Genomic DNA, 26109 nt, shown 5'->3' with positions numbered 1-26109 from the left:
AGCTTGGATTTAAATTTCAAGCTGTTTCTTTTTTTTCGGAAAAAGAATACGATATAAAGAAACTAAGAAAAAACCATTATTTGTACGTCCGTTCACGATGTGTAAATAAAATAAATATTTGCAACAAAACTGTATAACACCAACGTTTTTAAATAGAAACAGATGGTTGTAAGTTTGATTAGAAAATAGAAAAAATGCAGATGAAATATAAAACGCTTTCCTTATTGTGATTTTATTCACTAATGCTGTTAATATGCGGATTGGCATAATTTCCTTTCATCGTGAAAATTTGTGCTTTTAGCTTGTATTTCTCATAAATCCATGATAATTTATTAATGAAGACGGTTAAATAGTGATACAGTTTTATTCACTGTTTCAATCGCAGAATGAAGAGATTTTCTTATAGATGAGAGAGGAATGTGTGACAAATGGCAAACAAAAAAGCACCGATCGACTTCCAAGCACTGCTAGATGAAGTCAATGCAGATTTCCCAGTATATCAAGCACTTGATCAAGATGGAAACGTAGTTAACAAAGATTTAGTACCTGATTTATCCGATGATGAACTCGTTGAATTAATGACTCATATGGTATGGTCTCGTGTATTAGACCAACGTTCAACAGCGCTGAACCGCCAAGGACGCCTAGGCTTTTTTGCACCAACTGCTGGACAAGAGGCAAGTCAGCTGGCTAGTGCTTACGCATTTGATAAAGAAGATGTTCTTCTTCCAGGTTATCGGGATGTACCTCAACTAGTAAAACATGGTTTACCTTTATCTCAAGCTTTTTTATGGTCTCGAGGACATGCTGCAGGTAATTCTTATCCGGAAGAATTGAAAGCTCTACCACCACAAATTATCATCGGTGCACAATATGTACAAGCAGCCGGTGTTGCATTAGGTTTGAAGAAACGAAACAAGAAAAATGTCGTCTTCACTTATACTGGTGATGGCGGTTCATCACAAGGTGATTTTTACGAAGCAATCAATTTCGCTGGCGCTTACCATGCAAATGCCGTATTTTATATCCAAAACAACGGGTATGCGATCTCTACACCTCGTGAAAAACAAACTGCAGCAAAAACACTTGCACAAAAAGCTGTCGCAGCTGGGATTCCTGGTATTCAAGTCGATGGAATGGATCCGCTTGCAGTATATACTGTATCTAAAATGGCACGGGAATGGGCGATCAGTGGAAATGGACCAGTCCTAATCGAAACACTGACTTATCGTTATGGACCACATACACTATCTGGTGACGATCCAACCCGCTACCGTACAAAAGACACAGATGACGATTGGCAGAAAAAAGATCCATTGATCCGCTTCCGTAAATATTTGACGGAAAAAGGACTTTGGTCTGAAGAAAAAGAAGAACAAGTCATCGAAGCAACTAAAGAAGAAATCAAAGCAGCTATTGCTGAAGCCGACAAAGTACCAAAACAAAAGGTTTCAGATTTCTTGAAAAACATGTTCGAAGTATCTCCACAATCAATCAAAGAACAAATTGCAATTTATGAAGCGAAGGAGTCGAAATAATCATGGCACAAAAAACAATGATCCAAGCAATCACAGATGCCTTAGCACTTGAACTAGAAAATGACGAGAATGTCGTTGTTTTTGGTGAAGATGTTGGGAAAAACGGAGGAGTTTTCCGGGCAACTGAAGGATTGCAGGAAAAGTTCGGAGAAGACCGAGTATTCGATACTCCTTTAGCTGAATCTGGAATCGCAGGATTGAGTTTCGGTCTTGCGTTAGAAGGATTTCGTCCAGTTCCTGAAATCCAATTCTTTGGTTTTATTTTCGAAGCAATGGACGAAGTAGTAGCTCAAATGGCTCGTACAAGATATCGAATGAGCGGCACTAGAAATCTACCCATCACAATTCGTTCGCCATTTGGTGGCGGTGTTCATACACCAGAATTGCATTCGGATAATTTAGAAGGTTTGATCGCTCAGTCTCCTGGTATTCGAGTAGTGATTCCTTCCAACCCTTATGATGCAAAAGGACTATTGATTTCTTCTATTAGAAGTAACGATCCGGTTGTTTTCCTAGAACACATGAAACTATATCGCTCATTCCGAGAAGAAGTGCCGGATGAAGCTTACGAAGTTCCTTTGGATAAAGCAGCAGTTACTCGTGAGGGAACAGATGTATCTATTATCACATACGGAGCAATGGTGCGTGAAGCAATCAAAGCAGCAGACAATCTTGCAAAAGAAAATATATCTGTTGAAATCATTGATCTTCGTACAGTTGCGCCATTAGATGTAGAAACGATCATTCAATCCGTGGAAAAAACTGGTCGCGTAGTTGTTGTCCAAGAAGCACAACGACAAGCGGGCGTTGCCGCGCAAGTAGTTTCTGAGATCTCAGAACGCGCTATCCTTTCATTAGAAGCCCCAATCGGACGAGTTTCTGCACCTGATACAGTCTTCCCATTTGGACAAGCAGAAAATGTCTGGTTGCCAAATGCAAAAGATATCGAAGACAAAGTAAAAGAAATCGCGGAATTTTAAGAAAAGAAGGGACGAAACAAAGTCATGGCTTATCAATTTAAATTGCCGGATATCGGTGAAGGAATCGCAGAAGGTGAAATCGTCAAATGGTTCGTCAAACCAGGAGATACGATCAATGAAGATGATACATTACTAGAAGTTCAAAATGACAAATCAGTAGAAGAAATCCCGTCACCTGTTACAGGAACGGTTAAAAATGTGATTGTTCCAGAAGGTACCGTAGCAAATGTTGGGGATGTATTAGTAGAAATCGATGCACCAGGACACGAAGACAATGAAGGGGACAGTGGTGTAGCCGCAGAATCCCAAACTCCAGCTAAACCGGCTGCTGAACCCACTGTTGATACAGAATCAGCTGGATCGTCAAGCGAAGGAGTCTTCCAATTTAAGTTACCGGATATCGGTGAAGGAATCGCAGAAGGTGAAATCGTCAAATGGTTCGTCAAACCAGGAGATACGATCAATGAAGATGATACATTACTAGAAGTTCAAAATGACAAATCAGTAGAAGAAATTCCGTCACCTGTCACAGGGACAGTTAAAAACGTGATTGTTCCAGAAGGCACTGTAGCAAATGTTGGGGATGTATTAGTAGAAATCGATGCTCCTGGACACAATAGTGCACCGTCAACTAGTGCGCCATCAGCTGAAGCACCAAAAGAAAAAGTGGAAACATCAGGTTCAGCAAGTGTCGTTGAAGCTGCCGATCCAAATAAACGTGTATTGGCTATGCCATCTGTTCGTCAATTTGCCCGTGAAAAAGATGTAGATATCTCACAAGTAACTGCAACTGGAAAAGGTGGCAGAGTAACAAAAGAGGACATCGAAAACTTCTTGGCAGGTGGTCCAAGCAGTGCACCAGCGAAATCAGAAGCGCCAGAAGCGGCAGCACCGAAAGAAGCAGCTCCTGCAGCAGAAAGCAAACCAGCTGCACCAGCAAAACCATTCAAGTCCAACTTAGGAGACTTGGAAGAACGTGTAGCAATGACGCCAACACGTAAAGCTATCGCTAAAGCAATGGTCAACAGTAAGCATACAGCTCCACACGTGACATTGCATGATGAAGTAGAAGTGTCTAAACTATGGGATAATCGGAAACGATTTAAAGAAGTTGCTGCTGCAAATGGTACGAAACTTACTTTCTTGCCATATGTCGTGAAAGCTTTAACAGCGACTGTTAAGAAATACCCAGTATTGAATGCATCTATCGACGATGCAAACCAAGAAATCGTTTATAAACATTACTACAATATCGGTATTGCAACTGATACGGATCACGGACTATATGTACCAAATGTGAAAGATGCAGACCGCAAAGGAATGTTTGCTATTGCAGACGAAATCAATGAGAAAGCAAAATTAGCTCATGACGGCAAACTATCTGCAGAAGATATGCGCAATGGAACAATTACGATCAGCAATATCGGATCTGTAGGTGGCGGTTGGTTTACACCAGTCATCAACTATCCAGAAGTAGCTATTTTAGGTGTAGGAACGATTGCACAACAACCAATCGTAAATGCTGAAGGCGAAATCGTTGTCGGTCGTGTGATGAAACTGTCATTAAGTTTCGATCACCGTATCGTAGATGGAGCAACTGCGCAACAAGCAATGAATAATATCAAACGTCTTTTAGCTGATCCAGAGCTATTAATGATGGAAGGATGATAAACAAATGGTAGTTGGAGATTTTGCTGTAGAATTAGATACAGTTGTAATTGGTGCGGGACCTGGTGGCTATGTAGCTGCCATCCGCGCTGCTGAAATGGGACAAAAAGTAGCAATCATTGAAAGAGAGTATATTGGCGGTGTTTGTTTGAATGTCGGCTGTATTCCTTCAAAAGCACTGATAGCTGCAGGACACCATTATCAAGAGTCACTAGATTCTGAAATGTTTGGAGTAACTAGTGAAAACGTCAAACTAGATTTTGCAAAAACACAAGAATGGAAAGAAAACAAAGTTGTCCATACGTTGACTTCTGGTGTTGGTTTCCTATTAAAAAAACATAAGGTTGAAACAATCGAAGGAGAAGCGTTCTTCGTAGATGATCACACACTACGCGTCATTCATCCAGATTCAGCTCAAACTTATTCGTTCAATAACGCAATCATCGCAACAGGTTCCCGTCCAATCGAGATTCCAGGATTTAAATTCGGAGGACGTGTGTTAGATTCTACTGGCGGATTAGCATTGAAAGAAGTACCTAAGAAATTTGTGATCATCGGTGGCGGTGTGATTGGTGCCGAATTGGGCGGAGCGTACGCAAACTTAGGAGCAGAAGTAACGATTCTTGAAGGCTCACCACAAATTTTACCAACTTACGAAAAAGATCTAGTAAAATTAGTAGAAGATGATTTCAAGAAAAAAGGCGTAACAGTCGTAACGAATGCAATGGCGAAAGAAGCAGTCGATAACGGTGACAGCGTGACAGTGAAATATGCAGTGGACGGGAAAGAAGAATCCGTTACTGCTGATTATGTGATGGTCACTGTAGGTCGTCGTCCGAATACAGATGATATGGGCTTAGAACAAGCGGGTGTCGAAGTAGGAGAACGAGGATTGATCACGGTGGATAAACAAGGACGTACGAACGTACCTAACATCTATGCCATCGGTGATATCGTTCCAGGGGCGGCATTAGCACACAAAGCCAGTTATGAAGCAAAAATCGCTGCTGAAGCAATCTCTGGCAAAAAAGTAGCTGTAGATTATAAAGCAATGCCGGCAGTAGCCTTCACTGATCCTGAATTGGCTTCTGTAGGTATGACGATCAAAGAAGCAAAAGATGCTGGTATCGAAGCAAAAGCATATAAATTCCCATTTTCAGGGAACGGTCGGGCATTATCGCTTGGTAAAACAGAAGGATTCATCCGTCTAGTTACGACGATCGAAGATAACGTGCTTATTGGCGCGCAAATCGGTGGAGTCGGCGCAAGTGATATGGTCTCTGAATTAGCTTTAGCAATCGAATCAGGAATGAATGCTGAAGATATCGCCTTGACGATTCATCCTCATCCATCTCTTGGCGAAATCGTCATGGATGCTTCGGAATTAGCATTAGGTTTACCAATCCATATTTGATTTGAATAATACAGGCGAAACGCAACTGAAAAATCAGTTGCGTTTTGTTTTTTAGAATTATCAATAATATTATTATGTAAACTTAAAAATATGACAACTTCTTGGTTTATTACCACTTCCTATGCTACACTGAAGAGGAATATGAAATAGGAGAGTTGAAGATGCAAGAATATCAGTATCCACTTGATTTAGATTGGACAACAGACGAAATGGTCATTGTAATGAAGATGTGGGAAGATCTGGAACGTGCGAATGAAAAAGGGATAAACAATGAAGCTTTTTTGAAGACTTATCAGCAGTTTAAAACTGTTGTCAAATCCATTGGTGAGGAAAAACGATTGGGACGGGAATTTGAAAAAGCTTCCGGTTATTCTTTATATCGTACAGTGCAGCAAGCAAAAAAAAATCCAAACAAAACTTTGAGAATGAACGGGTGAGATAAATGGAACAGATGATTGATCATATCAAGTCCTGGCTTGAAGAAGCTGGTGAGAAAATCAAATCTTCTCAACAAACATTAACAATCTCGCAAAAATCAAATCGAACGGATCTAGTAACAAATGTCGATCGAAACATCCAGAATTTTCTAATCGAAAAAATCCATTCCTTTGATCCAGAGGCGAAAATATTGGCAGAAGAAGAAGGGTGTAATCAATTATCGGATCTCGATGGAAGAGTCTTTATCATCGATCCTATTGATGGCACCTTGAATTTTGTGATTGAAGGGGAAAATTTTTGTATTATGCTCGCTGTTTATGAATCCGGCGTTGGAAAGCTTGGTTTCATTTATGACGTGATGAGAAATGAACTTTTTTGGGGTGGAAAAGGAATAGGCGTGTATAAAAATGATGAGCCATTGCCTAGACCAGCAAATAAATCCTTATCGGAAGGCTTACTTGGTGTGAATAGTTATCTTTTCGGTCATAATAAATATGGAATCCGAGAAATTGCGGAAAGCAGCATGGGGACACGTATGTACGGATGCGCTGGTCTTGAACTAGTGGCAATCTTGAAAGGAAACCACATTGCTTATATTTCAAACCTTAGCCCTTGGGATTATGCAGCGGGAAATGTCTTATTGGAAGAGTTTGGTATGGTAACAAGCGGTCTTTTTGGTACTCCTTTGACATTTGAAAAAAGGGAATACTATTTAGCAGGGACTTCTTGTGCATATGCAGAAATCGCAGACCTTTTGAAAAAAGAAGGCTGAAAAAAAGGTAGAAATCATTCACAAAAATGATAAAAACGAGCAAAAGATTAATTTTCTCGAAAAAATGAAAACATTTTACTATATTTCATGAAAAAAGTCTGCTATAATTAGCAGTCGAGTAAAATTTGCCCTGTCATAAAGAACCAATAAAAAAGGAGTTAGTTACATTGAATTATAGAAACGATATCCGTAACGTCGCAATTATTGCCCACGTTGACCACGGAAAAACAACATTAGTTGATGAACTATTAAAACAATCAGATACATTAGACGCACATACGCAATTGCAAGAACGTGCGATGGACTCAAATGCGCTAGAAAAAGAACGTGGTATCACGATTTTAGCCAAAAACACAGCTGTAGACTATAAAGGTATTCGCGTAAACATCATGGATACTCCAGGACACGCGGATTTCGGTGGCGAAGTAGAACGGATCATGAAAATGGTTGACGGCGTTGTGTTGGTCGTAGATGCGTATGAAGGAACAATGCCTCAAACACGTTTTGTATTGAAAAAAGCACTGGAACAACATATCACACCAATCGTTGTCGTAAACAAGATTGACAAACCTTCTGCTCGTCCTGAGCATGTCGTAGATGAAGTTCTTGAACTATTCATCGAATTAGGAGCAGATGATGATCAGTTAGACTTTCCTGTGATTTATGCATCTGCACTAAATGGTACGTCAAGCTTGTCAGATGATCCAGCAGATCAAGAACCAACCATGGCACCTATTTTTGATACAATTATTGAAAAAATCCCTGCTCCTGTCGATAACAGCGACGAACCATTACAATTCCAAGTTTCATTACTTGACTACAACGATTATGTAGGTCGTATCGGAATCGGACGTGTATTTAGAGGAACAATCAAAGTAGGAGACCAAGTAGCATTAATTAAATTAGACGGAACAGTTAAGAAATTCCGTGTAACGAAATTATTTGGTTTCTTTGGACTAAAACGTCTAGAGATTCAAGAAGCAAAAGCTGGAGACTTGATTGCTGTCTCAGGTATGGAAGATATCTTTGTCGGTGAAACAGTTACTCCTGTGGATCATCAAGATGCGTTACCTATCCTTCACATTGACGAACCAACATTGCAAATGACTTTCTTAGTTAATAATTCACCATTTGCCGGTCGAGAAGGTAAATTCGTAACCGCTCGTAAGATTGAAGAACGTTTGATGGCAGAACTTCAAACAGATGTATCCTTACGAGTTGAACCAACAAACTCTCCAGATGCATGGACAGTTTCTGGTCGTGGAGAATTGCATTTGTCTATCTTGATTGAAAACATGCGCCGTGAGGGATACGAATTGCAAGTATCTCGTCCAGAAGTTATTGAAAAAGAAATCGACGGTGTAAAATGCGAACCGTTTGAACGCGTGCAAATCGATACACCAGAAGAATATATGGGTAGTGTTATCGAGTCCTTGAGCTTACGTAAAGGTGAAATGCAAGATATGGTCCATACAGGAAACGGACAAATCCGTTTGACATTCTTAACACCTGCCCGCGGTTTGATTGGTTATTCAACTGAATTCCTTTCAATGACACGTGGTTACGGAATCATGAACCATACTTTTGACCAATATCTGCCAATGCTTCCTGGTCAAATTGGCGGACGTCACCAAGGGGCGCTTGTTTCGATCGATACAGGAAAAGCAACGACTTATTCTATCATGAGTATCGAAGAACGCGGTACAGTCTTCGTAGAACCAGGTACAGAAGTATATGAAGGAATGATTATCGGGGAAAACAGCCGTGATAATGATTTGACTGTCAACATCACGAAAGCAAAACAAATGACAAACGTACGGTCTGCTACTAAAGACCAAACATCTGTCATCAAAAAACCAAAACAATTGACGTTGGAAGAATCTTTGGAATTCTTGAATGATGATGAATATTGCGAAGTAACACCAGAAAGCATTCGCTTGAGAAAACAAATTTTAGAGAAAAATGCTCGTGAAAAAGCATCTAAAAAGAAAAAATAATCTGTAAAAGGATGAAGAGAGAAACCAGCTTGTTATAAAAAATAGCTGGTTTCTTTTTTTGTCCAACTCTTTTCTGTGGAGAAGTCATCTTTGTCAATGGACATAAATTCAGAAAATACGCCAAAAGACGTTTAAAAGACTTTTAAAAAACTTATTTCTAGAGAGTTTTTGTTTCATAATAAGATAATGTTTCACGAAAGGAGATCAACTTGTCCTTCGAAGAAAATCGAAGTAAAATGGCAAGAGAAAGGAGCGGGAAGATGAACGACTTATTAAAACAATACTTTGGCTATGATGAGTTTAGACCTGGTCAAAAAGAAATTATCCAGAAAGTCATTGATCAGGAAAATGTATTAGGAATCATGCCTACCGGAAGTGGGAAATCAATCTGTTACCAGCTTCCAGCTTTACTATTAGATGGGCTTACTGTGGTTGTGTCCCCTTTAATCTCTTTGATGAAGGATCAGGTGGACGCGGCGAATCAATTAGGTATACCCGCCACTTTTATCAATAGCTCGTTAGATGGTTACGAAACAGCTAGACGCTTCCAAGAAATCGATAGACAGCAGTACCGTTTACTTTATATCGCTCCTGAACGTTTTATCATGCCGGATTTTATCCAAGCAATGAAGCGATGGAACGTCCGTATGATCGCTATTGACGAGGCACATTGTATCTCTCAGTGGGGGCATGATTTCCGCCCAAGTTATTTACAGATGGCGAACCAGCTAGATCAACTGCCAAATCGTCCTGTAATTGTTGCTTTGACAGCTACAGCGACTGTGCAAGTAGCTGCTGACATAAAAAGACTTTTAAAAATTCCAGAAAACAACCATATTCAGACTGGTTTTGAACGAGAAAATCTACGATTTCAAGTAATTAAAGATCAAAAAAAAGAACAATATCTAATCGAATATTTAAAGATCAACAAAAATCAATCTGGTATCATTTATGCAGCAACGAGAAAAGAAGTAGACCGTCTCTATCATTTGCTTAAAAAATTCGATTTTTCCGTGGGTAGATATCATGGTGGTCTAAATGAGAATGAGCGAACAGAAATGCAAGAAGCCTTTTTATACGATCGCTTGCAGCTGATTGTAGCGACAAATGCATTTGGTATGGGTATAAATAAAAGCAATGTCCGTTTTGTTATCCATTATCAAATTCCTGGCTCTCTAGAAGCATACTATCAGGAAGCTGGTCGGGCGGGAAGAGATGGTCTTTCCAGTGAAGCCATCCTGCTTTTCTCTCCTCAAGATATCCAAGTCCAAAAGTTTTTTATCCAGCAGTCCCAAAGAGAAGAAGGGCAAAAGCAAAAAGAATATGAAAAATTAAAAGCGATGACAGAATACGTGTATATTGAGTCCTGTCTTCAGCAATACATCCTAAACTATTTTGGCGAGACAAGCAGTCCGTGCAACCGTTGTGGTAACTGTTTAGATGACAGAGAAATAGTAGAAGTAACGACAGAAGCACAGATGGTTCTTTCTTGCTTAAAACGTATGGGTGAGAACTATGGTAAACAAATGCTGATGAAAGTCTTAGCAGGATCGAAAGAACAAAAGCTGCAAGCTTTAGGTTTTGGACATTTATCTACCTATGGACTGATGAAAAACCAATCGCAAAAAGAAACGATGCAGTTAATTGAATATTTGATATCGAATGGCTATCTTCTGACCATCAATGGTGAGTATCCTGTTTTGAAAGTAACAGAAAGAGGGATACAAGTATTGAAAGGACAAGAATCTGTTTATCGAAAGGAACCCAAGAAAGTCCAGCAGCTATCGGATGAAGAAACCGATACACTATTTGAAGTGCTGCGGGAACTGCGAACGGATCTAGCATCAGAAGCAGGCGTTCCCCCGTATGTCGTATTTTCAGATTCCACATTGAAAGAAATGAGCCGAATACGTCCATCAAGCAGATTGGAGATGCTTCAGATAAAAGGAGTTGGCCAAAGCAAGCTTGATAAATATGGCGAAGCCTTTTTATCTCGGATAAAAAATGCGGACTCTAACGTTCTGGATAAGTAGAAAGAACGAATACGTAAAAATGAATAAAAACAACTGGTTAAATCTGTTTTTTTTGCTCCTTATGAAAATCAAATATGTTATAATTAAGGAATTAGAATGGGAGGTAAGCACAGATGGATTCTTTGTCGAAAAAACTTGCGATCCAAGTATTAAATGATGAAGCAGAACGGATCAAACGATTAATCCGAAATCAAAACAACAGTCTCTGTATCTCACAATGCAAAGCCTTCGAAGAAGTGGTAGATACACAGATGTACGGCTTTTCCCGGCAAGTCGGTTTTGCTGTCCGTATAGGAGTAATCGGAAAGAACGAGGGCCAGCTGATGTTAAGTGAGCTAGAACGAGAATTGAATCAGTTATATAGTGAGGTTTACCAAGAAATTTATGATAAAAAAGAAGTTGGCAAGGAGGAATAGACTTGCCTAAGAAAGTGAAAAAAAGGCATCTATTAGACTATAGCATCTTGATTCCCTATTTAATTTTATGTGTATTGGGATTGATCATGGTATATAGTTCTACGTCGTATCTATTATTAGAAAACGGACAAAATCCGTCCGCATCAGTCATTAACCAGAGTATTTTTTGGGTGCTTAGCTTGATTGCTATCGCACTACTTTATAAAATGAAAACAGATGTTTTGAAAAACCAGCGTTTGATCATGGCAGCCATCGCAGTTTTGACGATTTTGCTGCTGATTGTTGTGTTTTTTGGTAAGGAGATCAATGGGGCGAAAGGTTGGCTGCAAATTGCAGGATTCTCGATCCAACCTGCCGAATACCTAAAAATCATTTCTATCTGGTACCTGTCTCTGACTTTATCTAAAAGACAAAACAGTGTACAAAAAGATTTTCTTGGGACTGTGAAACGTCCACTTGCAATGGTTATCGGACTTACTGCATTAGTCGCTATTCTTCCCGATTTTGGTAATGCGGCAGTTATCTTTTTGATTATTTTGGTTCTGCTTTTAGCCAGCGGAGTCAATTATGTGTATACTTTGATTGTAGGAGTAGGAGGCTTTTGTCTAAGTACTTTTACGATCTGGCTGATCAATATCACAAACGGAAAGATCTTACCCGGACGTTTACAGTATATCTATAATCGATTTGCTATTTACCAAAATCCTTTCTCAGACGAATTAAATAAAGGGCATCAACTAGTCAACGGCTACTATGCCATGTTCAACGGAGGACTATTTGGCAGGGGATTAGGTAACAGTATCCAGAAAAAAGGATTTTTACAAGAAGCACAAACCGATTTTATTTATGCAATCGTAGTGGAAGAACTGGGAGTGATTATGGGGATTTTGATATTAGCGTTGCTATTCTTTATGATTGTGCGCATTGTCCTTGTAGGTATCCGTTCAAAAGATCCGTTCAATTCGCTTTTGTGCATTGGGATCGGCGCAATGTTTTTGATCCAAGTATTTGTCAATCTTGGAGGAATTACTGGTGTTATTCCTTTGACAGGGATCACGTTCCCATTTTTAAGTCAAGGAGGCTCCAGTTTGCTGATGCTTTCGATTTGTGTCGGCTTTGTCCTCAACATCAGTGCGGATGAAAAACGCAAGAGCTTAGGTTTATAATAAAAAAAGATGTAGGAGTGGTTCGATGAAAAAAGTTTTAGTTGCTAACAGGGGTGAAATCGCTGTACGTGTATTTCGTGCTTGTACAGAATTAGGAATTAAAACTGTTGGAATCTATGCAGAAGAAGATGAATATTCCGTACACCGTTTCAAAGCGGATGAAGCATATTTAGTAGGACAAGGAAAAAAACCGATTGATGCGTATCTAGATATTGAAGGGATCATTTCTATCGCGAAAGAATGCGGAGCTGACGCTATTCATCCGGGTTACGGTCTTTTGTCGGAAAACTTGAATTTTGCGCAACGGTGCGAAGAAGAAGGCATCATTTTTGTTGGACCCAAACTGCATCATTTAGATATTTTTGGAGATAAAATCAAAGCAAAAGCTGCAGCTATCGAAGCGGGGATTGCTTCGATTCCAGGCACAGATGGACCAATCGCTTCTATAGACGATGCCTTGGAGTTTGCGAAACAATACGGTTATCCGATTATGATCAAGGCAGCTCTAGGCGGCGGCGGACGCGGCATGCGTGTAGCTCACGATGAAAAGAGTGCAAGAGAGGGCTACGAACGTGCGAAAAGCGAAGCAAAAGCAGCCTTTGGTAGTGATGAAGTGTATGTTGAAAAATACATCGCTAATCCTAAGCATATCGAAGTACAGATTCTCGGGGATACGCATGGAAACGTCATCCATCTTTTTGAAAGAGATTGTTCTGTTCAGCGCCGTCACCAAAAAGTAGTAGAAGTAGCGCCTTGTGTCTCTATGAATGAACAGCAACGTCAAAAAATCTGCCAGGCAGCTGTCCAATTGATGAAATATGTCAGGTATGTCAACGCAGGTACAGTAGAATTTCTTGTTGAAGGAGATGATTTTTACTTTATCGAAGTCAACCCTCGCGTCCAAGTGGAACATACGATCACAGAAATGATTACAGATATTGATATCGTAACAACGCAACTGTTGATTGCTCAAGGTTTGGATCTGCATAAAGAAATCGGATTGCCTCAGCAAGAAGGAATTAAATTAAATGGTTCAGCCATTCAATGCCGAATCACTACAGAAGACCCGTTGAATAACTTTTTACCAGACACAGGGAAAATCGATACGTATCGTTCACCTGGTGGTTTTGGCGTACGTCTGGATGTCGGAAATGCTTACGCGGGCTATGTAGTGACACCGTATTTTGATTCATTGCTAGTAAAAGTATGTACGCATGGTGCTACCTTTGAAACAGCCATTCAGAAAATGGAACGTTGCTTGAAAGAATTTAGAATCCGTGGAGTGAAAACAAACATTCCATTTATGCTCAATGTCATCACACATCCTGAATTCCAATCAGGAAATGCAAAAACAACCTTCATTGATAGTACAGCAACATTATTTGAATTTCCTCGACTACGAGACCGCGGAAACAAAACGATGAAATATATCGGTGAAATTACTGTGAATGGTTTTCCAGGTATCGAAAGTGGCGAAAAACCATTTTATGAAGAACCACGTATGCCTAAAGATCTAATCACAAGAACTGATTACGTAACGGCTAAGAATGTATTAGATGCGAAGGGTGCCGATGCTTTGGTCGAATGGATCAAAGGACAGGAAAATTTGTTGTTGACGGATACGACATTTAGAGACGCCCATCAAAGTCTGCTAGCAACTCGTGTTCGGACAAAGGATTTCAAGCAGATTGCACGTTTGACTGGAGAAGGTCTTCCTGAACTCTTTTCAAGTGAGATGTGGGGGGGAGCAACATTTGATGTGGCTTACCGCTTTTTGAATGAAGATCCTTGGCAACGGTTGAGAAAAATTCGTTCTTTAATGCCTAATACGTTGCTGCAAATGCTTTTCAGAGGTTCAAATGCCGTTGGGTATTCTAATTATCCTGACAATGTATTGGTGGAATTTGTCAAAGAAGCAGCAGCGCAAGGAATCGATGTATTTCGAATCTTTGATAGTTTGAACTGGACTCCACAAATGGAAAAAAGTATCCAAGCTGTACGGGATACTGGTAAAATCGCAGAGGCAGCTATTTGCTATACTGGCGATATCAACGATCCAAGTCGGGCAAAATACAATGTTCAGTATTATAAAGACATGGCAAAGGAACTAGAACAACTGGGTGCGCATATCATTGCAATCAAAGATATGGCTGGGCTGCTTAAACCGCAGGCAGCTTATCGTTTGATTAGTGAATTGAAAGAAACGACAGATCTGCCAATCCATCTGCATACTCATGATACCAGCGGGAATGGAATCATCACTTATTCTGCTGCTTCAAAAGCAGGAGTAGACATCGTTGACGTGGCAATGAGTGCAATGAGTGGGAATACTAGTCAGCCTAGCATGAGCAGCTTGTATTATGCACTGGTCAATGGTCCACGGCTGCCAGAAATCACGATTGAAAATGCACAGAAATTAAACCATTATTGGGAAGATGTGCGCATGTATTACAAACCGTTTGAAAACGGCTTGAATGCTCCTGAAACAGAAGTATATATGCATGAAATGCCAGGAGGACAGTATTCGAATCTACAGCAACAGGCAAAAGCTGTCGGATTAGGTCATCGCTGGGATGAAATCAAACAAATGTATCATACTGTCAACTTGATGTTTGGCGATATCGTTAAAGTAACTCCATCATCTAAAGTAGTTGGAGATATGGCACTATTTATGGTCCAAAATGATCTTACAGAAGAAGATATTTATGAAAAAGGCGAAACACTAAGTTTCCCTGAATCTGTTGTGACTTTCTTCCAAGGAGAACTAGGGCAACCCGTTGGCGGATTTCCTAAAAAATTGCAAAAGATTATTCTTAAAGGCAGACCTGCATTGAATGAACGTCCAGGTCTTTTGGCTGAATCAGTCGACTTCAACGAAGTAAAAAAAGAATTGGCAGAAAAAATTGGCTATGAACCAAAACAAGACGAAGTATTAAGCTATTTGATGTATCCGCAAGTCTTTTTGGACTATCAAAAAGCATATAATCAATTTGGCGATGTTACATTACTGGACACACCAACATTTTTCCAAGGTATACGTTTGGGTGAAACAATCAATGTACAAATCGAACGCGGAAAAACGCTTATCATTCGTTTAGATGAAATCGGAGAACCCGATATCGAAGGGAATCGCGTACTGTTCTTCAATTTGAATGGACAAAGACGTGAAATCACTATCAAAGATAATTCGATCATCAGTACGGTCCAAACCCGATTGAAAGCTGAACCGACAAACCGAGAACAAATTGGAGCAACGATGTCTGGTTCTGTTTTGGATGTATTAGTGAAAAAAGGCGATAACGTTAAAAAAGGTGATACGTTGATGATTACTGAAGCGATGAAAATGGAAACGGCCATCGAAGCACGTTTTGACGGAGAAGTCGCACATGTATATGTGTCTTCAGGAGACACTATTTCGTCTGGTGACCTTTTGATTGAAGTGACTGAGAAATAATAAGCGAAAGGTGGGGAAACATGAAAAGACTGGGTTTGTTTTGGCTGATTCTGCTATTAGTTATTGTGGCATTCTACATGGAACCAGTCTTGTTTCCGCCAAAACTTGAAGTGAAGGAAAACTCTGATCAACAAATATCAAACCAAATGACAACGTGGAAATACCAGGAGCTTAAAGCAACTGGTTTTTCTACTTATATCGGAAAACCGATCGATCAGCTGGAAAAGGATTTTGGCCAAGCCTATGATCGATTAACTAGCGGATTTGGTTTTGAAACAAGATATTATGAAAATAAAGCTAGTCATCTCACATTTGAAGCGAACATCCAAGACAGCAGAGTCACAACTGTTAAAGTACTGCAAACAGGGCCTGCTGATATCGCGCCGTTTTATTTAGGGATGACGATGCAAGATCTTACGAAAATCACTACTATCTATACTAATTTCACTTTTGAGTACCATGATACAGAAGTTGGAATCGAACTAATGGAAGAGGATATGAATTATCGTCCGCTAATTGCTTTTGATAACGACACTTTTGCTATTTTATTTTTTGATCAAACAACAAACGGCCTATTTTCAGTTGTGTATTTAGATAAAGATAGTCTTTTGAAACTATTGCCATATCAAGTGTTTGGTGAAGGCCTTCCACATTATCAAGCAGATAAATCGGCTGATTGGGAATCAATCAATCGCGTTAAAGAACGAAAAAGTACGACTTTATTAAATATGCTTAGAAGAGAAGACGAACTTCCCATATACAATCAAACACTTGCCTTTCAAAACCACAGTCAGCTGCTACTACATGATTTTTTGACAAGGCCTGAGGAAATATTGTCAGAGGAACGTATGGCTGATTGGCAAAAATCGCTAGGCAGTGCTCAAACGACAGTGAAATTCTCACTGACGAATGATGAATTGGAGAAGTTAATCAGTAAACAAAAATTAGAAAATACTAGTGGGCTATTTATTCATCCGGCGATTGACGCTACTTTTTCGTTTTTATATTGGTACAGCGATCCTTACAACCATGACCGTTTCATGGACCCGGGAACGGATTCTGTAGGCATTGCTTTTTCTAAAGAAAATATGTTAGTCTTATTGCAAGAAGAAAACGGAGAAAGTAGTGATAGCAGTGATCGTTAACGAAGAGCTGTTTCAACTGGAGGATCAATGCCTCCAAGTCGCTGAAATGATAAAAAAGAGTAAAACGATGGCTTCTTATCTTGAACATAAACAGTCAATGGAAGAATCTGCAAAAGTTTGCCAGTTGAAAGAAGCGTTCTTGTCTAAGAAAGAAGCATTTGAAAATGTAGCGGCATATGGTGAGTATGCACCTGATTATCGTGAAAAAAAACGAGCTGTTCGAAAAGCAAAAAGACAGCTTGATATGGATGAGCATGTTGCAGCTTTCCGATATAGTGAAACACAGCTGCAAAGTCTGTTGGATCAAATTGTCCAAGTACTTGCCGAAGAAGTTTCTAATGAAATCAAAGTAGATGCAGGTAGCCCGTTTTTTGAAACGAAAAAACACTTTGGATGCGGAGGTAATTGTCATGCAATTAGACAATAGTGAATTTGAAATAACAAAACGACGCGGGCTGATCGTATGGGTCTACAGCTTAAAACAATTAAAGAATCTGAAAAAGTTCGGCTTGTTGCATTATGTCTCAAGAAGAATGAAATATGTCGTGCTTTACTTAAATGAAGAGACATTTGAAGAAACAGAAGAACGAATCCGTAAATTACATTTTGTTCGAAACGTAGAACGTTCTTACCGACCGGATATCGAAATGAATTTTGCCGAAAAAATAGGAAACAAAACAGTATTAAAAGACGAAGGTTTCGAAATTGAAGAGCTAAATACAGAAATCCGATTAGCTGAACATCTTTAAAAATCTCTTATGAGCAGTTTTTAAATAAAAAATAACTTGGATAACGATCGATTTTTGATCATTGTCCAAGTATTTTTTTGGTATACTAGTACCAGTACCATTTCTAAGGAGTGAGTAGATGCGGATAATATCAGGAAATTATGGCGGGCGCCGTTTAAAAAGTTTAGCAGGGGCGAACACCAGACCAACTACAGATAAAGTAAAAGAATCCATATTCAATATGATTGGACCATATTTTGATGGAGAGACAGTATTGGATCTGTTTGCAGGAAGCGGTGGTTTAGCTATCGAAGCAGTATCTAGAGGCTGCAGTCATGCGGTATGCGTAGACAAAAATTACCAAGCGCTAAAAATCATCAAAGAAAACATCGAAATTACGAAAGAACCAGAGAAATTTACCACAATAAAACTTGATGCGGACAAAGCAATCGAACGGCTAGCAGCGGAGAAACAACAATTCGACTACTTGTTTCTTGATCCGCCATATGCAAAACAAAAAATAATCGATCAAATCCATAAAATGGAAGAACTGGGACTTTTTTCTAAAACCGCAGTTATCGTATGCGAAACGGATAAAACAGTCGAATTGCCAGAAACTGTGGCTGGATTCCATCAAATAAGAAAACAGATTTATGGCATAACGGCCGTAACTATCTATAGAAAAGAGGGAAATCAATGAAACGTGCATTATTCCCAGGAAGTTTTGATCCTTTTACAAAAGGTCACTTAGATACGGTGGAACGTGCGGCTAAATTATTCGATGAGGTAGTAATTGGTGTTTTTATCAATACTTCAAAGAAAAGTTTGTTTCCCCCAGAAGAAAGAATGACATTGATCACAAAAGCTGTTTCTCATCTTCCTAATGTAAAAGTCATGCATCAAGAAAATCAATTGACGGTAGAAACAGCAAAAGAGATTGGTGCAGATGCGTTGATCAGAGGCATACGAAGTATCAAAGACTTTGAATATGAACGAGAGATTGCTCAGATGAATCATCATCTATATGATGAATTGGAAACTGTCTTCTTATTAGCAAAACCAGAATATAGTCACGTGAGTTCCAGTATTTTAAAAGAAGTACTGCACTTTGGCGGAGATGTGAGCAGCTACTTACCGCCAGTGATCAACGAAGCTTTAGCTGGAAAGCGTGAATCAAATGAAAGCTAAACAATGGTTGAAAACAGTACTGATTATCATATTTGGAATGTTGATCATTGGATTTGTAGTAGTTCCCTTGCCGTATTATGTAGAATCACCGGGAGCCACGATCGATCTGAAAGAACTAATTACGGTCAATGATAAGGAAGATAAAGGTTCTGGGTCTTTCTCTCTTACCTCTGTTGGTATCAGGCAAGCTACAGGTTTCTTAGCTTTAAAAGCTAAAATGACCCCTTTTGAAGAATTGATCAGTGAAGAAGAATTGACTGGTGGGGCGACAAATGAAGAATATAATCAAATGCAACAGTATTATATGGATTCTTCCCAAAATGCAGCAATCGAACAAGCGTTAAAACTTGCAGACAAGCCTTATAAAATGGAATTCAAAGGCGTATATGTCATGAGTGTAGAGAAAACATCGAATTTCTTTGGCAAGCTTTCAGTTGGAGATACAGTAACAAAAGTAGACGGGAAAAGCTTTCAAAGTACAGAAGCATTTATGGATTATGTAAAAAGCCAAAAAGTTGGACAAACAATCGAAATCAGTTATTTGCATAATGGTGAAGAAAAAACAGCTTCTGGTGATCTGATCGAGTTACCAACAGATAAAAAGGCAGGAATAGGTATCACGCTTACTGACCATACCGAGATCGAATCAGATACAGATGTTCGTATTAATTCTGGCTCTATCGGTGGGCCATCAGCGGGATTGATGTTCACTTTAGAAATCTATGAACAAGTCACTGGTAAAAACTTGCGACATGGTAAGCAAATTGCAGGAACTGGAACGATCAACAGTGAAGGAGAAGTTGGCCGAATCGGAGGAATCGATAAAAAAGTGGCAAGTGCGGATAAAGCTGGCGTAGAGATTTTCTTTGCACCAGATGATACGATTTCAGACGATGTTAAGAAAGAATATCCTGAAATAAAAACCAACTACGAAGAAGCAAAAGCTGCCGCTAAAAAATTGAATTCCTCAATGAAAATCGTACCAGTAAAAACAGTACAAGAAGCGCTTGACTATCTAGAGAAAATGAAATGAAACTAAATAATTAAAGAGGGGTTGTGACACGAGTTCTGTCACACCCCCTCTTTTTCGTCAAAAATCTTCACGATAAAAATAAAAACAAAAGAAAAAATTGACGTAATTAGATGTTGAAGGGACGATTTTGCCAGAGCTCACTGTTTCTTCAATTTCAAATGAAAGGAGTAATGAATGATTTTTACTGGTCATTCTTTGGAAAAAGAACAATGATAGAAAAAATCAGCAAGAAAATACTAGCTTCACCCAAATTGATCATTTGGATGTCTATGATAGTTCTTATCTTTTGTATCGCAAGTGGTTTTTTATTATCAAATTTGCTATTTTATAGAGAACCAGAAGAGACTGCTGCAAAAGAAATACTTTCTTCGTTTAGTTCCAGTGGAGAAGATCCATCAGCTGAAGGAAACGATGTAGAAGAGGATGCTCGCCCAAAGGTCATGTACACCGATATCAAAGGAAGTGTGAAGGAGCCTGGTATCTATTCCTTTTCTTCAGAAGAACGGGTCTATGATGTACTAAAGCGTGCAGGTGGATTATTAGAAGAAGCGGATAGCGATCGAATCAACTTTTCTGCGAAGATAGAAGATCAGCAAGTCCTATATATCCCTGCTGTAGGTGAAGAGCTGCCAGAACATCTTGATCAGTTGGCATCCTCGGAAGGAAAACAGCCTACAGCAGATTCCGAGCCTCCCAAAATAAATATCAATACAGCCACTCCATCAGAACTTCAGCAGATTCCTGGGATCGGATCAGTCAAAGCGCAAGAAATCATTCGATTTAGAGAAGAAAACGGATCCTTCCAGAAAGTGGAAGACCTGCAGGAGATTTCTGGTATCGGTGAAAAGACAGTTGAAAAACTAAAAAACTTCGTTACAATTAAATAGAATGATTCAAAATCGACTGGCACGAGCAATAAATGGACGCTAATGGATACTAAGAATAATCCAATTCTAAGAGCTTGGCAGGACGAGGAGGTAGTATTTTTGAATATCCTTCTAACAGGAAATAGCTTGATTGTTCGCAAAGAAACATTAAAAGAACCAATGCTGAATGTCTATCTCCAAAATAAAATATCTGGGATTCATATTATGAATACGGCTGTCAGCGGCAATAACAGTCAAGCTCTACGAGAACGCTTTGCCAAAGATGTACTTAGCTATACAGCAGATAAAGTATTTATTCTCATTGGGACGAATGATCTAGCAGAGCATAAACAACTTTCTAAAGAAACGTACCAAAAAATCTGCAGTGGATGATAGTTCAGCTGAAAAAAGACTATAGTTCTGATCATGCTTTCTTTATCACGCCACCAGCAGTCGATGAGACAAAACAAAAATATCGGAATAACAAGTTGATCAAAGAATATATCTCTGTTCTCACAGAAGTAGCAAAACGCCATGATTGTGAAGTATCGATTTTTATACGGAATTTCTTGAACAAATGGATTCGAAGAATTTTTATAATGGGCTAATGGATGACGGACTTCATTTCGGCAGTGAAGGGTAGGATCTTTTGTCAGACAGGATGATTCGTTATATTTAAAGAATATTTTGTTTAAGCAATGAGTACTTTTTAATCAACTTGAAAAAACGGAGGAATATAAAACATGTTAGAAAAATCTTCAAAAGCATGCGATACGAATAAAGAAAAAGTTACTGATAAGTCACATAATGAACGCATTCCTTGGGACCAGTACTTTATGGCTCAGGCAGTACTGTTATCTTTACGTAGTACGTGTACACGTTTAGAAGTAGGAGCGACACTCGTTCGAGAAAAAAGGATCATTGCTGGCGGCTATAATGGAGCAGTCAGTGGAGATGTCCACTGCATAGATGAAGGGTGTTACGTCGTGGATGGACACTGCTTGCGAACGATCCATGCAGAGATGAATGCACTCCTACAGTGTGCAAAACTTGGTATCCCGACGGAAGGTTCAGAAATCTATGTCACACATTTTCCATGTTTGGCCTGTACAAAGGCTTTGTTGCAAGCTGGTGTGAAAGGGATCAATTATCTCCATGACTATCGAAATGATCCTTATGCCCAAGCGTTGATCGAACAATTAGGTGTATCTGTACACCAAGTTGCTTTAGACTCACAGCATTTTTCAAAACTTCAAAATGAATTAACAGGAAAACATGTCTAGCGTTTTAGAAAGGCATGTTCGAAATCGGTTGATTTTTCCGGCAATTACGTCGATGATTATCTGTTTGTTGTATTACACTGACAATTGGGGTTATCGTTTGCTTCTTGCCGGAATTTTTTTATGGTTTTCGCTAAAAGAAGGACGTTTTATCGCGTACTTGTGTATTTTGTGTAGCATAACGGTATCCATTTCTTATAGGCTACAAGAGTATTCATTTTTAGAGGAAAAAACAACATCTGCGCAAATTACTGTATTTACAGATACGATTCGTGCAAATGGTAATTTTTTGACAATGGAAGGAAGGTTATCAGAGAATAAACAAAAGCTCCAGCTTTCTTATCAAGTAAACACAGAAGCAGAATTGAAAACATGGCTTAACTTCCGAGGAAAGGGAATAGAATTGACTGCTGAAGGCGAGTTCATCTCTCCAGCAAAAAAGCGGAATCTTTATAATTTTGACCAAGAAGCTTACTTCAGGAACCATAGAATTTCTGGACGGTTCCAAATTCAAAAGATTGAACAGATCACCATGCAAAATCACTGGCGAAACTGGCTTCAGAGAAAAAGAGGATCTTTTATCTCCTTTGTCCAATCTGAATTTCCGCAAAAAACAAGTGTATATATTAATTCTTTATTATGGGGCTATAAAGATGCAGGATTCAGAGAATCAGAAGAAATTTTTAGGGAGAGTGGTTTGCTGCATCTGTTCAGTCTATCGGGTCTACACATCCAATTTTATTTAGGGTGGCTGTATTATTTATTTCGACGTATCGGATGGCCACTACACGTCAGTATTATTCCGTTGAGTCTACTAACTATCTGTTATGTTTCTATTGCAGGAAGTTCTATTTCTGTTTTGCGTGCTAGTTTGCTGTTTTTATTGCGATTGCTAGTCAAATTGCTGAATAAGCATTATTCCACCATGGACTTATTTGCAGTTGTCTTTTGGCTTCTTTTACTATTTGATCCTCGATTTCTTTTTCATGCGGGTGGACAGCTTAGTTTTTTCATGAGTTTTTTGTTTATCCTGATTTCTTTTGATGGAGATTGGTTGAAAAAAACGGCCTCTCACGTCCTGTTTACTATGATCACGATGCCGTTGATTGTATGGCATTTTTATGAGTGGCCTATTTTAGGTAGTCTTTTTACATTACTGATTGCACCGGTATTCAAGTTTCTTTTTCTTCCTGGTGTGTTATTTCTCACACTCTTCAATCGCTGGCTGCCGGAAACTTTACTATTGCTGATAGAAGAGGGATTAATCTTATTTGAGCGAATAATCGATTTTTCTTCAGGGTCGTCTCTCATTATAGGACGCTTGCCCCTTGTGCTATCTGGGATGTATATTTTCGGATTACTGATTTGTACGGATAGGTTGAAAGAACAACCTGTGAAACACTTGTTTTATGTTGGTCTTTTTTCTTTTATTTTTTTGACTTTGCCATTTTTACGCTTTTCTTCAACGATCGCTTTTATCGATGTCGGTCAAGGAGACAGTATCTTTTTGCAAAGTCCTTTTCGAAAAGAAACGATTTTGATCGATACTGGAGGTCAGTTACACTTTGAAAGAGAAAAGTGGGCGCAAGGTATGATACGTCCTCCTGCTGAAAGAAATATCGTTCCATATCTAAAAGGTCAGGGGATAAGTGTAATCGATAAACTCATCTTGACACATGACGATACGGATCATGTGGGAGAATTACCCACGTTATCTCAGCATTTTACTATCAAAAAAATTTATATCGGTTGGGGCGCTGGACGAAATGAGCCATTACAAAGGCATTTATCTGAAGCTCAAAAAAATGGTACTGAGATCATTGAAATCAAACATGGGGACAGGATCAGCGGTTATTATGATCTTTATGTATTGACTCCTTTTGAAAAGGGAGAGGGAAGAAATGAAGATTCGATTGGTCTATGGATGGAATATAACAATAGGCGCTTTTTATTTTTAGGAGATTTGAATCAAGCAATGGAAAAACAATTGCTTTTGATTTATCCTAATCTGAAAGCCGATGTAGTCAAATTAGGTCATCACGGTAGCCGTACGTCAAGTAACACAGATTTTCTTTCCCATATTGAAGCAAAACATGGGATTATATCCTGCGGCGTAAATAATCGTTATGGTCACCCGCACAGCGAAGTATTGGAGACACTAGAAGAAAATCAGATAAAAACATGGCGAACGGATCAACAAGGAATGATCACCTATCGCTGGCATCCAGTTTTTCATCCTCATGGGCTAGTGGAAACAATGATAGACTAGTAATTCTCATCTGCTCATGGTAGGATAATTTTTGAAAGTGGTGAGTAATTTGAGTATACAAGCAGAGTTACAAAAAATACGTAAAGAAAAACTTGCATCTTGTTACTTGATTTTAGGAACAGAAAAGTTTCTCCAAGATCAAGTTCGGACAGAGATTGTCAAAAAAATCCAATTAGAGGGCGAAGATGACTTAAATTTTTTAAGTTTTGACATGGAAAATGCAAGTTTAGATGAGGTAGTAGCTGAAGCAGAGACGTTGCCGTTTTTCGGAGATCAACGGTTAGTATTCGTAGAGAATCCTTATTTTTTAACAGGTGAAAAAGTAAACAATGGAATCGAACAAAATACTGATTTATTGACGGCTTATTTGAAAGAACCATTAGAATCGACTGTATTAGTATTCTTTGCGCCATATGAAAAGTTGGATGAACGGAAAAAAGTAACGAAACAATTGAAAAAAACAGCAATCATCGTCAATGTCCAACAGTTGAATGAAAAAGAAGTACGTCAATATCTGATGAATACCTTAGAGAATACCTCAATCAAAATGGAACGAAGTGCAATTGATTTATTCTTGAGGTTGACCGACTTAGATTTATCCAAAATGATGAGAGAGTTACAGAAATTGGTCCTTTATGGACAAAATCAACAGCAAATCACGGTAAGAGAAGTAGAAGAATTAGTTCCTAAAACGTTAGAACATAATATTTTTGACATGACCCAATATATTTTAAAAGGGAAGACGGAACAAGCTTTGCGTTTATACGAAGATTTAGTTATGCAAGGGGAAGAAACAATCAAAATTAATGCGATTTTGCTTTCTCAATTACGTTTATTTTTACAGACAAAATTTCTTGTAAAGATTGGTTATCAGCAGGCAAATATTGCTGAAACATTGAAAATCCATCCATATCGTGTAAAACTTGCCATGCAGGAAGTAAAAAAATTTGATGAACATTTGCTGGTACAGTTGTTTGATCAATTAGTTGAGATGGATTATCAAATCAAAACGGGACAAATCGAAAAAGAATTAAGTTTTCAACTATTCGTTTTGCGCACAGGGCAGTTGTTAAGAAATCGATAAGAAGAAAGACGAGGGCAAAGCATGCGGGAAGGTCGTTTGTTTTTGTCCTTTTTTTGACAAATAAAAAAATCGGCCGAAGCCGATTCTTTTATTTAGCGATTTTTTTGCTTAAACGAGATTTGTCGCGGTTAGCTTTGTTTTTGTGGATTAGACCTTTTGATTCAGCCATATCAATAGCTTTAACAGCTTCTTTATATAACGCATCTACGTTGTCAGCACCTGAAGCTACAGCATCTTCAAATTTTTTGATTGCAGTACGCATAGCGCTTGTTTGAGATGAATTTTTCACATTAGCGTTTTCGCTTGTACGAACACGTTTGATTGCAGATTCAATGTTTGGCATTAGTTTCACCTCCGATAACTTAAGTTCTTACGCGTGTTACCGCATAATTCAACATTCATTATTATACCTAAAGGCAGCGTGCTTTGCAATATGAACATGACAAGTTTTTTTCCTTAACAGTCTTTTATTAGGATTTTTTTTCAGTAAAAACGGATAGTACAAGCTGAAAAAAATCAAAAAGACGCTATTGTGGGAGGCAATAGCGTCAAACCAAACTAGATTTTTATTTATCTATTTAAACAAAGTTTGAATGGGAATGTTTGGTACTAAGTTATTATATAACAAAGAGAACCGTTT

Annotated in this window: 25 protein-coding genes; 23 read left to right on the top strand and 2 right to left on the bottom strand. The window is 38.8% G+C overall.

The features are described from left to right. Window positions 1-9 precede the first annotated feature (9 nt). The gene (locus tag PYW34_RS13065) at window positions 10-267 is read right to left on the bottom strand and encodes a hypothetical protein (protein ID WP_016631495.1); all 258 of its coding nucleotides are present in this window, start codon (window positions 265-267) and stop codon (window positions 10-12) included. Window positions 268-428: 161 nt separating this feature from the next. Here PYW34_RS13065 and pdhA point away from each other — a divergent pair, with 161 nt between their 5' ends. The 23 genes from pdhA (at window position 429) to holA (ending at window position 25469) form a co-directional block, all read left to right on the top strand. After that, a complete protein-coding gene (pdhA, locus tag PYW34_RS07205; RefSeq protein ID WP_002289692.1) occupies window positions 429-1538 on the top strand; it encodes a pyruvate dehydrogenase (acetyl-transferring) E1 component subunit alpha in 1110 nt (369 codons plus the stop codon). A gap of 2 nt (window positions 1539-1540) precedes the next feature. Next, entirely contained in the window at window positions 1541-2518 is a 978-nt protein-coding gene (locus PYW34_RS07200; protein ID WP_002289688.1) for an alpha-ketoacid dehydrogenase subunit beta, read from the top strand. 24 nt (window positions 2519-2542) lie between these two features. Beyond that, on the top strand, window positions 2543-4186 hold the full coding sequence (locus PYW34_RS07195) for a dihydrolipoyllysine-residue acetyltransferase (protein ID WP_002289687.1): 1644 nt from the start codon (window positions 2543-2545) through the stop codon (window positions 4184-4186). Window positions 4187-4193: 7 nt separating this feature from the next. Continuing rightward, on the top strand, window positions 4194-5600 hold the full coding sequence (gene lpdA / locus PYW34_RS07190; RefSeq protein ID WP_002289686.1) for a dihydrolipoyl dehydrogenase: 1407 nt from the start codon (window positions 4194-4196) through the stop codon (window positions 5598-5600). 161 nt (window positions 5601-5761) lie between these two features. After that, window positions 5762-6037, top strand: coding sequence for a UPF0223 family protein (locus tag PYW34_RS07185; RefSeq protein ID WP_002292206.1), 276 nt, complete (start codon window positions 5762-5764; stop codon window positions 6035-6037). Window positions 6038-6042: 5 nt separating this feature from the next. Further along, window positions 6043-6810: an inositol monophosphatase family protein gene (locus PYW34_RS07180; protein WP_002295483.1), complete on the top strand. Its 768-nt coding sequence runs from the start codon at window positions 6043-6045 to the stop codon at window positions 6808-6810. A 167-nt stretch (window positions 6811-6977) separates the two neighbouring features. Continuing rightward, a complete protein-coding gene (typA, locus tag PYW34_RS07175) occupies window positions 6978-8807 on the top strand; it encodes a translational GTPase TypA (RefSeq protein WP_002288735.1) in 1830 nt (609 codons plus the stop codon). Window positions 8808-9067: 260 nt separating this feature from the next. Further along, window positions 9068-10840, top strand: coding sequence for a DNA helicase RecQ (recQ, locus tag PYW34_RS07170; protein WP_002288736.1), 1773 nt, complete (start codon window positions 9068-9070; stop codon window positions 10838-10840). 113 nt (window positions 10841-10953) lie between these two features. Next, on the top strand, window positions 10954-11256 hold the full coding sequence (locus PYW34_RS07165; protein ID WP_002288739.1) for a YlaN family protein: 303 nt from the start codon (window positions 10954-10956) through the stop codon (window positions 11254-11256). A 2-nt stretch (window positions 11257-11258) separates the two neighbouring features. Further along, the gene (locus PYW34_RS07160; RefSeq protein WP_002288740.1) at window positions 11259-12422 is read left to right on the top strand and encodes an FtsW/RodA/SpoVE family cell cycle protein; all 1164 of its coding nucleotides are present in this window, start codon (window positions 11259-11261) and stop codon (window positions 12420-12422) included. 25 nt (window positions 12423-12447) lie between these two features. Then, window positions 12448-15876 (top strand): pyruvate carboxylase, encoded by a 3429-nt coding sequence (locus PYW34_RS07155; protein WP_002334538.1) that lies wholly within the window; start codon window positions 12448-12450, stop codon window positions 15874-15876. A gap of 20 nt (window positions 15877-15896) precedes the next feature. Next, entirely contained in the window at window positions 15897-17021 is a 1125-nt protein-coding gene (locus PYW34_RS07150; RefSeq protein ID WP_002295486.1) for a CAP-associated domain-containing protein, read from the top strand. After that, window positions 17002-17448, top strand: coding sequence for a YlbF family regulator (locus PYW34_RS07145; RefSeq protein WP_002295488.1), 447 nt, complete (start codon window positions 17002-17004; stop codon window positions 17446-17448). Before PYW34_RS07150 ends, PYW34_RS07145 begins: the two co-directional genes overlap by 20 nt. After that, the gene (locus PYW34_RS07140; protein ID WP_002295490.1) at window positions 17432-17770 is read left to right on the top strand and encodes a YlbG family protein; all 339 of its coding nucleotides are present in this window, start codon (window positions 17432-17434) and stop codon (window positions 17768-17770) included. Before PYW34_RS07145 ends, PYW34_RS07140 begins: the two co-directional genes overlap by 17 nt. A 118-nt stretch (window positions 17771-17888) precedes the next feature. Then, a complete protein-coding gene (gene rsmD, locus PYW34_RS07135; RefSeq protein WP_002295491.1) occupies window positions 17889-18449 on the top strand; it encodes a 16S rRNA (guanine(966)-N(2))-methyltransferase RsmD in 561 nt (186 codons plus the stop codon). Next, a complete protein-coding gene (gene coaD / locus PYW34_RS07130; RefSeq protein ID WP_002295492.1) occupies window positions 18446-18937 on the top strand; it encodes a pantetheine-phosphate adenylyltransferase in 492 nt (163 codons plus the stop codon). The genes rsmD and coaD overlap by 4 nt, the downstream gene beginning before the upstream one ends. Beyond that, window positions 18927-19970 carry a SepM family pheromone-processing serine protease gene (locus PYW34_RS07125; RefSeq protein WP_002295493.1) on the top strand — a complete coding sequence of 348 codons (1044 nt, stop codon included), beginning with the start codon at window positions 18927-18929 and terminating at the stop codon, window positions 19968-19970. Before coaD ends, PYW34_RS07125 begins: the two co-directional genes overlap by 11 nt. Before the next feature lie 158 nt (window positions 19971-20128). Continuing rightward, complete coding sequence (locus tag PYW34_RS07120; RefSeq protein WP_016925838.1) at window positions 20129-20857, top strand: helix-hairpin-helix domain-containing protein; 729 nt, start codon at window positions 20129-20131, stop codon at window positions 20855-20857. A gap of 126 nt (window positions 20858-20983) precedes the next feature. After that, window positions 20984-21229: an SGNH/GDSL hydrolase family protein gene (locus PYW34_RS07115; protein ID WP_025477609.1), complete on the top strand. Its 246-nt coding sequence runs from the start codon at window positions 20984-20986 to the stop codon at window positions 21227-21229. Further along, window positions 21226-21444: an esterase gene (locus tag PYW34_RS07110; protein ID WP_002295502.1), complete on the top strand. Its 219-nt coding sequence runs from the start codon at window positions 21226-21228 to the stop codon at window positions 21442-21444. Before PYW34_RS07115 ends, PYW34_RS07110 begins: the two co-directional genes overlap by 4 nt. A 135-nt stretch (window positions 21445-21579) precedes the next feature. Then, window positions 21580-22119: a ComE operon protein 2 gene (locus tag PYW34_RS07105; protein ID WP_002295503.1), complete on the top strand. Its 540-nt coding sequence runs from the start codon at window positions 21580-21582 to the stop codon at window positions 22117-22119. Next, window positions 22112-24385, top strand: coding sequence for a DNA internalization-related competence protein ComEC/Rec2 (locus PYW34_RS07100; RefSeq protein ID WP_002300179.1), 2274 nt, complete (start codon window positions 22112-22114; stop codon window positions 24383-24385). Before PYW34_RS07105 ends, PYW34_RS07100 begins: the two co-directional genes overlap by 8 nt. Before the next feature lie 37 nt (window positions 24386-24422). Continuing rightward, window positions 24423-25469, top strand: a complete 1047-nt coding sequence (gene holA, locus PYW34_RS07095) for a DNA polymerase III subunit delta (RefSeq protein WP_002324118.1) — start codon at window positions 24423-24425, stop codon at window positions 25467-25469. Between the two features lie 88 nt (window positions 25470-25557). On the opposite strand, the gene rpsT is transcribed toward holA, so the two are convergent. Further along, window positions 25558-25812: a 30S ribosomal protein S20 gene (gene rpsT, locus PYW34_RS07090; RefSeq protein WP_002292188.1), complete on the bottom strand. Its 255-nt coding sequence runs from the start codon at window positions 25810-25812 to the stop codon at window positions 25558-25560. Window positions 25813-26109 lie beyond the last annotated feature (297 nt).

The organism is Enterococcus faecium, from assembly GCF_029023785.1.
In the GTDB taxonomy this organism is placed as follows: domain Bacteria; phylum Bacillota; class Bacilli; order Lactobacillales; family Enterococcaceae; genus Enterococcus_B; species Enterococcus_B faecium.
This window is presented reverse-complemented; position numbering and strand designations above follow the sequence as displayed.

What these genes read in the sequence shown, in the direction of transcription:
- rpsT (WP_002292188.1), bottom strand. Translation starts at nt 25,812, where the DNA reads ATGCCAAACATTGAATCTGCAATCAAACGTGTTCGTACAAGCGAAAAC.
- coaD (WP_002295492.1), top strand. Translation starts at nt 18,446, where the DNA reads ATGAAACGTGCATTATTCCCAGGAAGTTTTGATCCTTTTACAAAAGGT.
- PYW34_RS07155 (WP_002334538.1), top strand. Translation starts at nt 12,448, where the DNA reads ATGAAAAAAGTTTTAGTTGCTAACAGGGGTGAAATCGCTGTACGTGTA.
- PYW34_RS07125 (WP_002295493.1), top strand. Translation starts at nt 18,927, where the DNA reads ATGAAAGCTAAACAATGGTTGAAAACAGTACTGATTATCATATTTGGA.
- rsmD (WP_002295491.1), top strand. Translation starts at nt 17,889, where the DNA reads ATGCGGATAATATCAGGAAATTATGGCGGGCGCCGTTTAAAAAGTTTA.
- PYW34_RS07105 (WP_002295503.1), top strand. Translation starts at nt 21,580, where the DNA reads ATGTTAGAAAAATCTTCAAAAGCATGCGATACGAATAAAGAAAAAGTT.
- recQ (WP_002288736.1), top strand. Translation starts at nt 9,068, where the DNA reads ATGAACGACTTATTAAAACAATACTTTGGCTATGATGAGTTTAGACCT.
- PYW34_RS07180 (WP_002295483.1), top strand. Translation starts at nt 6,043, where the DNA reads ATGGAACAGATGATTGATCATATCAAGTCCTGGCTTGAAGAAGCTGGT.
- pdhA (WP_002289692.1), top strand. Translation starts at nt 429, where the DNA reads ATGGCAAACAAAAAAGCACCGATCGACTTCCAAGCACTGCTAGATGAA.
- PYW34_RS07100 (WP_002300179.1), top strand. Translation starts at nt 22,112, where the DNA reads ATGTCTAGCGTTTTAGAAAGGCATGTTCGAAATCGGTTGATTTTTCCG.
- PYW34_RS07110 (WP_002295502.1), top strand. Translation starts at nt 21,226, where the DNA reads ATGATAGTTCAGCTGAAAAAAGACTATAGTTCTGATCATGCTTTCTTT.
- PYW34_RS07150 (WP_002295486.1), top strand. Translation starts at nt 15,897, where the DNA reads ATGAAAAGACTGGGTTTGTTTTGGCTGATTCTGCTATTAGTTATTGTG.
- PYW34_RS07195 (WP_002289687.1), top strand. Translation starts at nt 2,543, where the DNA reads ATGGCTTATCAATTTAAATTGCCGGATATCGGTGAAGGAATCGCAGAA.
- PYW34_RS13065 (WP_016631495.1), bottom strand. Translation starts at nt 267, where the DNA reads ATGCCAATCCGCATATTAACAGCATTAGTGAATAAAATCACAATAAGG.
- PYW34_RS07185 (WP_002292206.1), top strand. Translation starts at nt 5,762, where the DNA reads ATGCAAGAATATCAGTATCCACTTGATTTAGATTGGACAACAGACGAA.
- PYW34_RS07200 (WP_002289688.1), top strand. Translation starts at nt 1,541, where the DNA reads ATGGCACAAAAAACAATGATCCAAGCAATCACAGATGCCTTAGCACTT.
- lpdA (WP_002289686.1), top strand. Translation starts at nt 4,194, where the DNA reads ATGGTAGTTGGAGATTTTGCTGTAGAATTAGATACAGTTGTAATTGGT.
- PYW34_RS07120 (WP_016925838.1), top strand. Translation starts at nt 20,129, where the DNA reads ATGAAAGGAGTAATGAATGATTTTTACTGGTCATTCTTTGGAAAAAGA.
- PYW34_RS07165 (WP_002288739.1), top strand. Translation starts at nt 10,954, where the DNA reads ATGGATTCTTTGTCGAAAAAACTTGCGATCCAAGTATTAAATGATGAA.
- PYW34_RS07140 (WP_002295490.1), top strand. Translation starts at nt 17,432, where the DNA reads ATGCAATTAGACAATAGTGAATTTGAAATAACAAAACGACGCGGGCTG.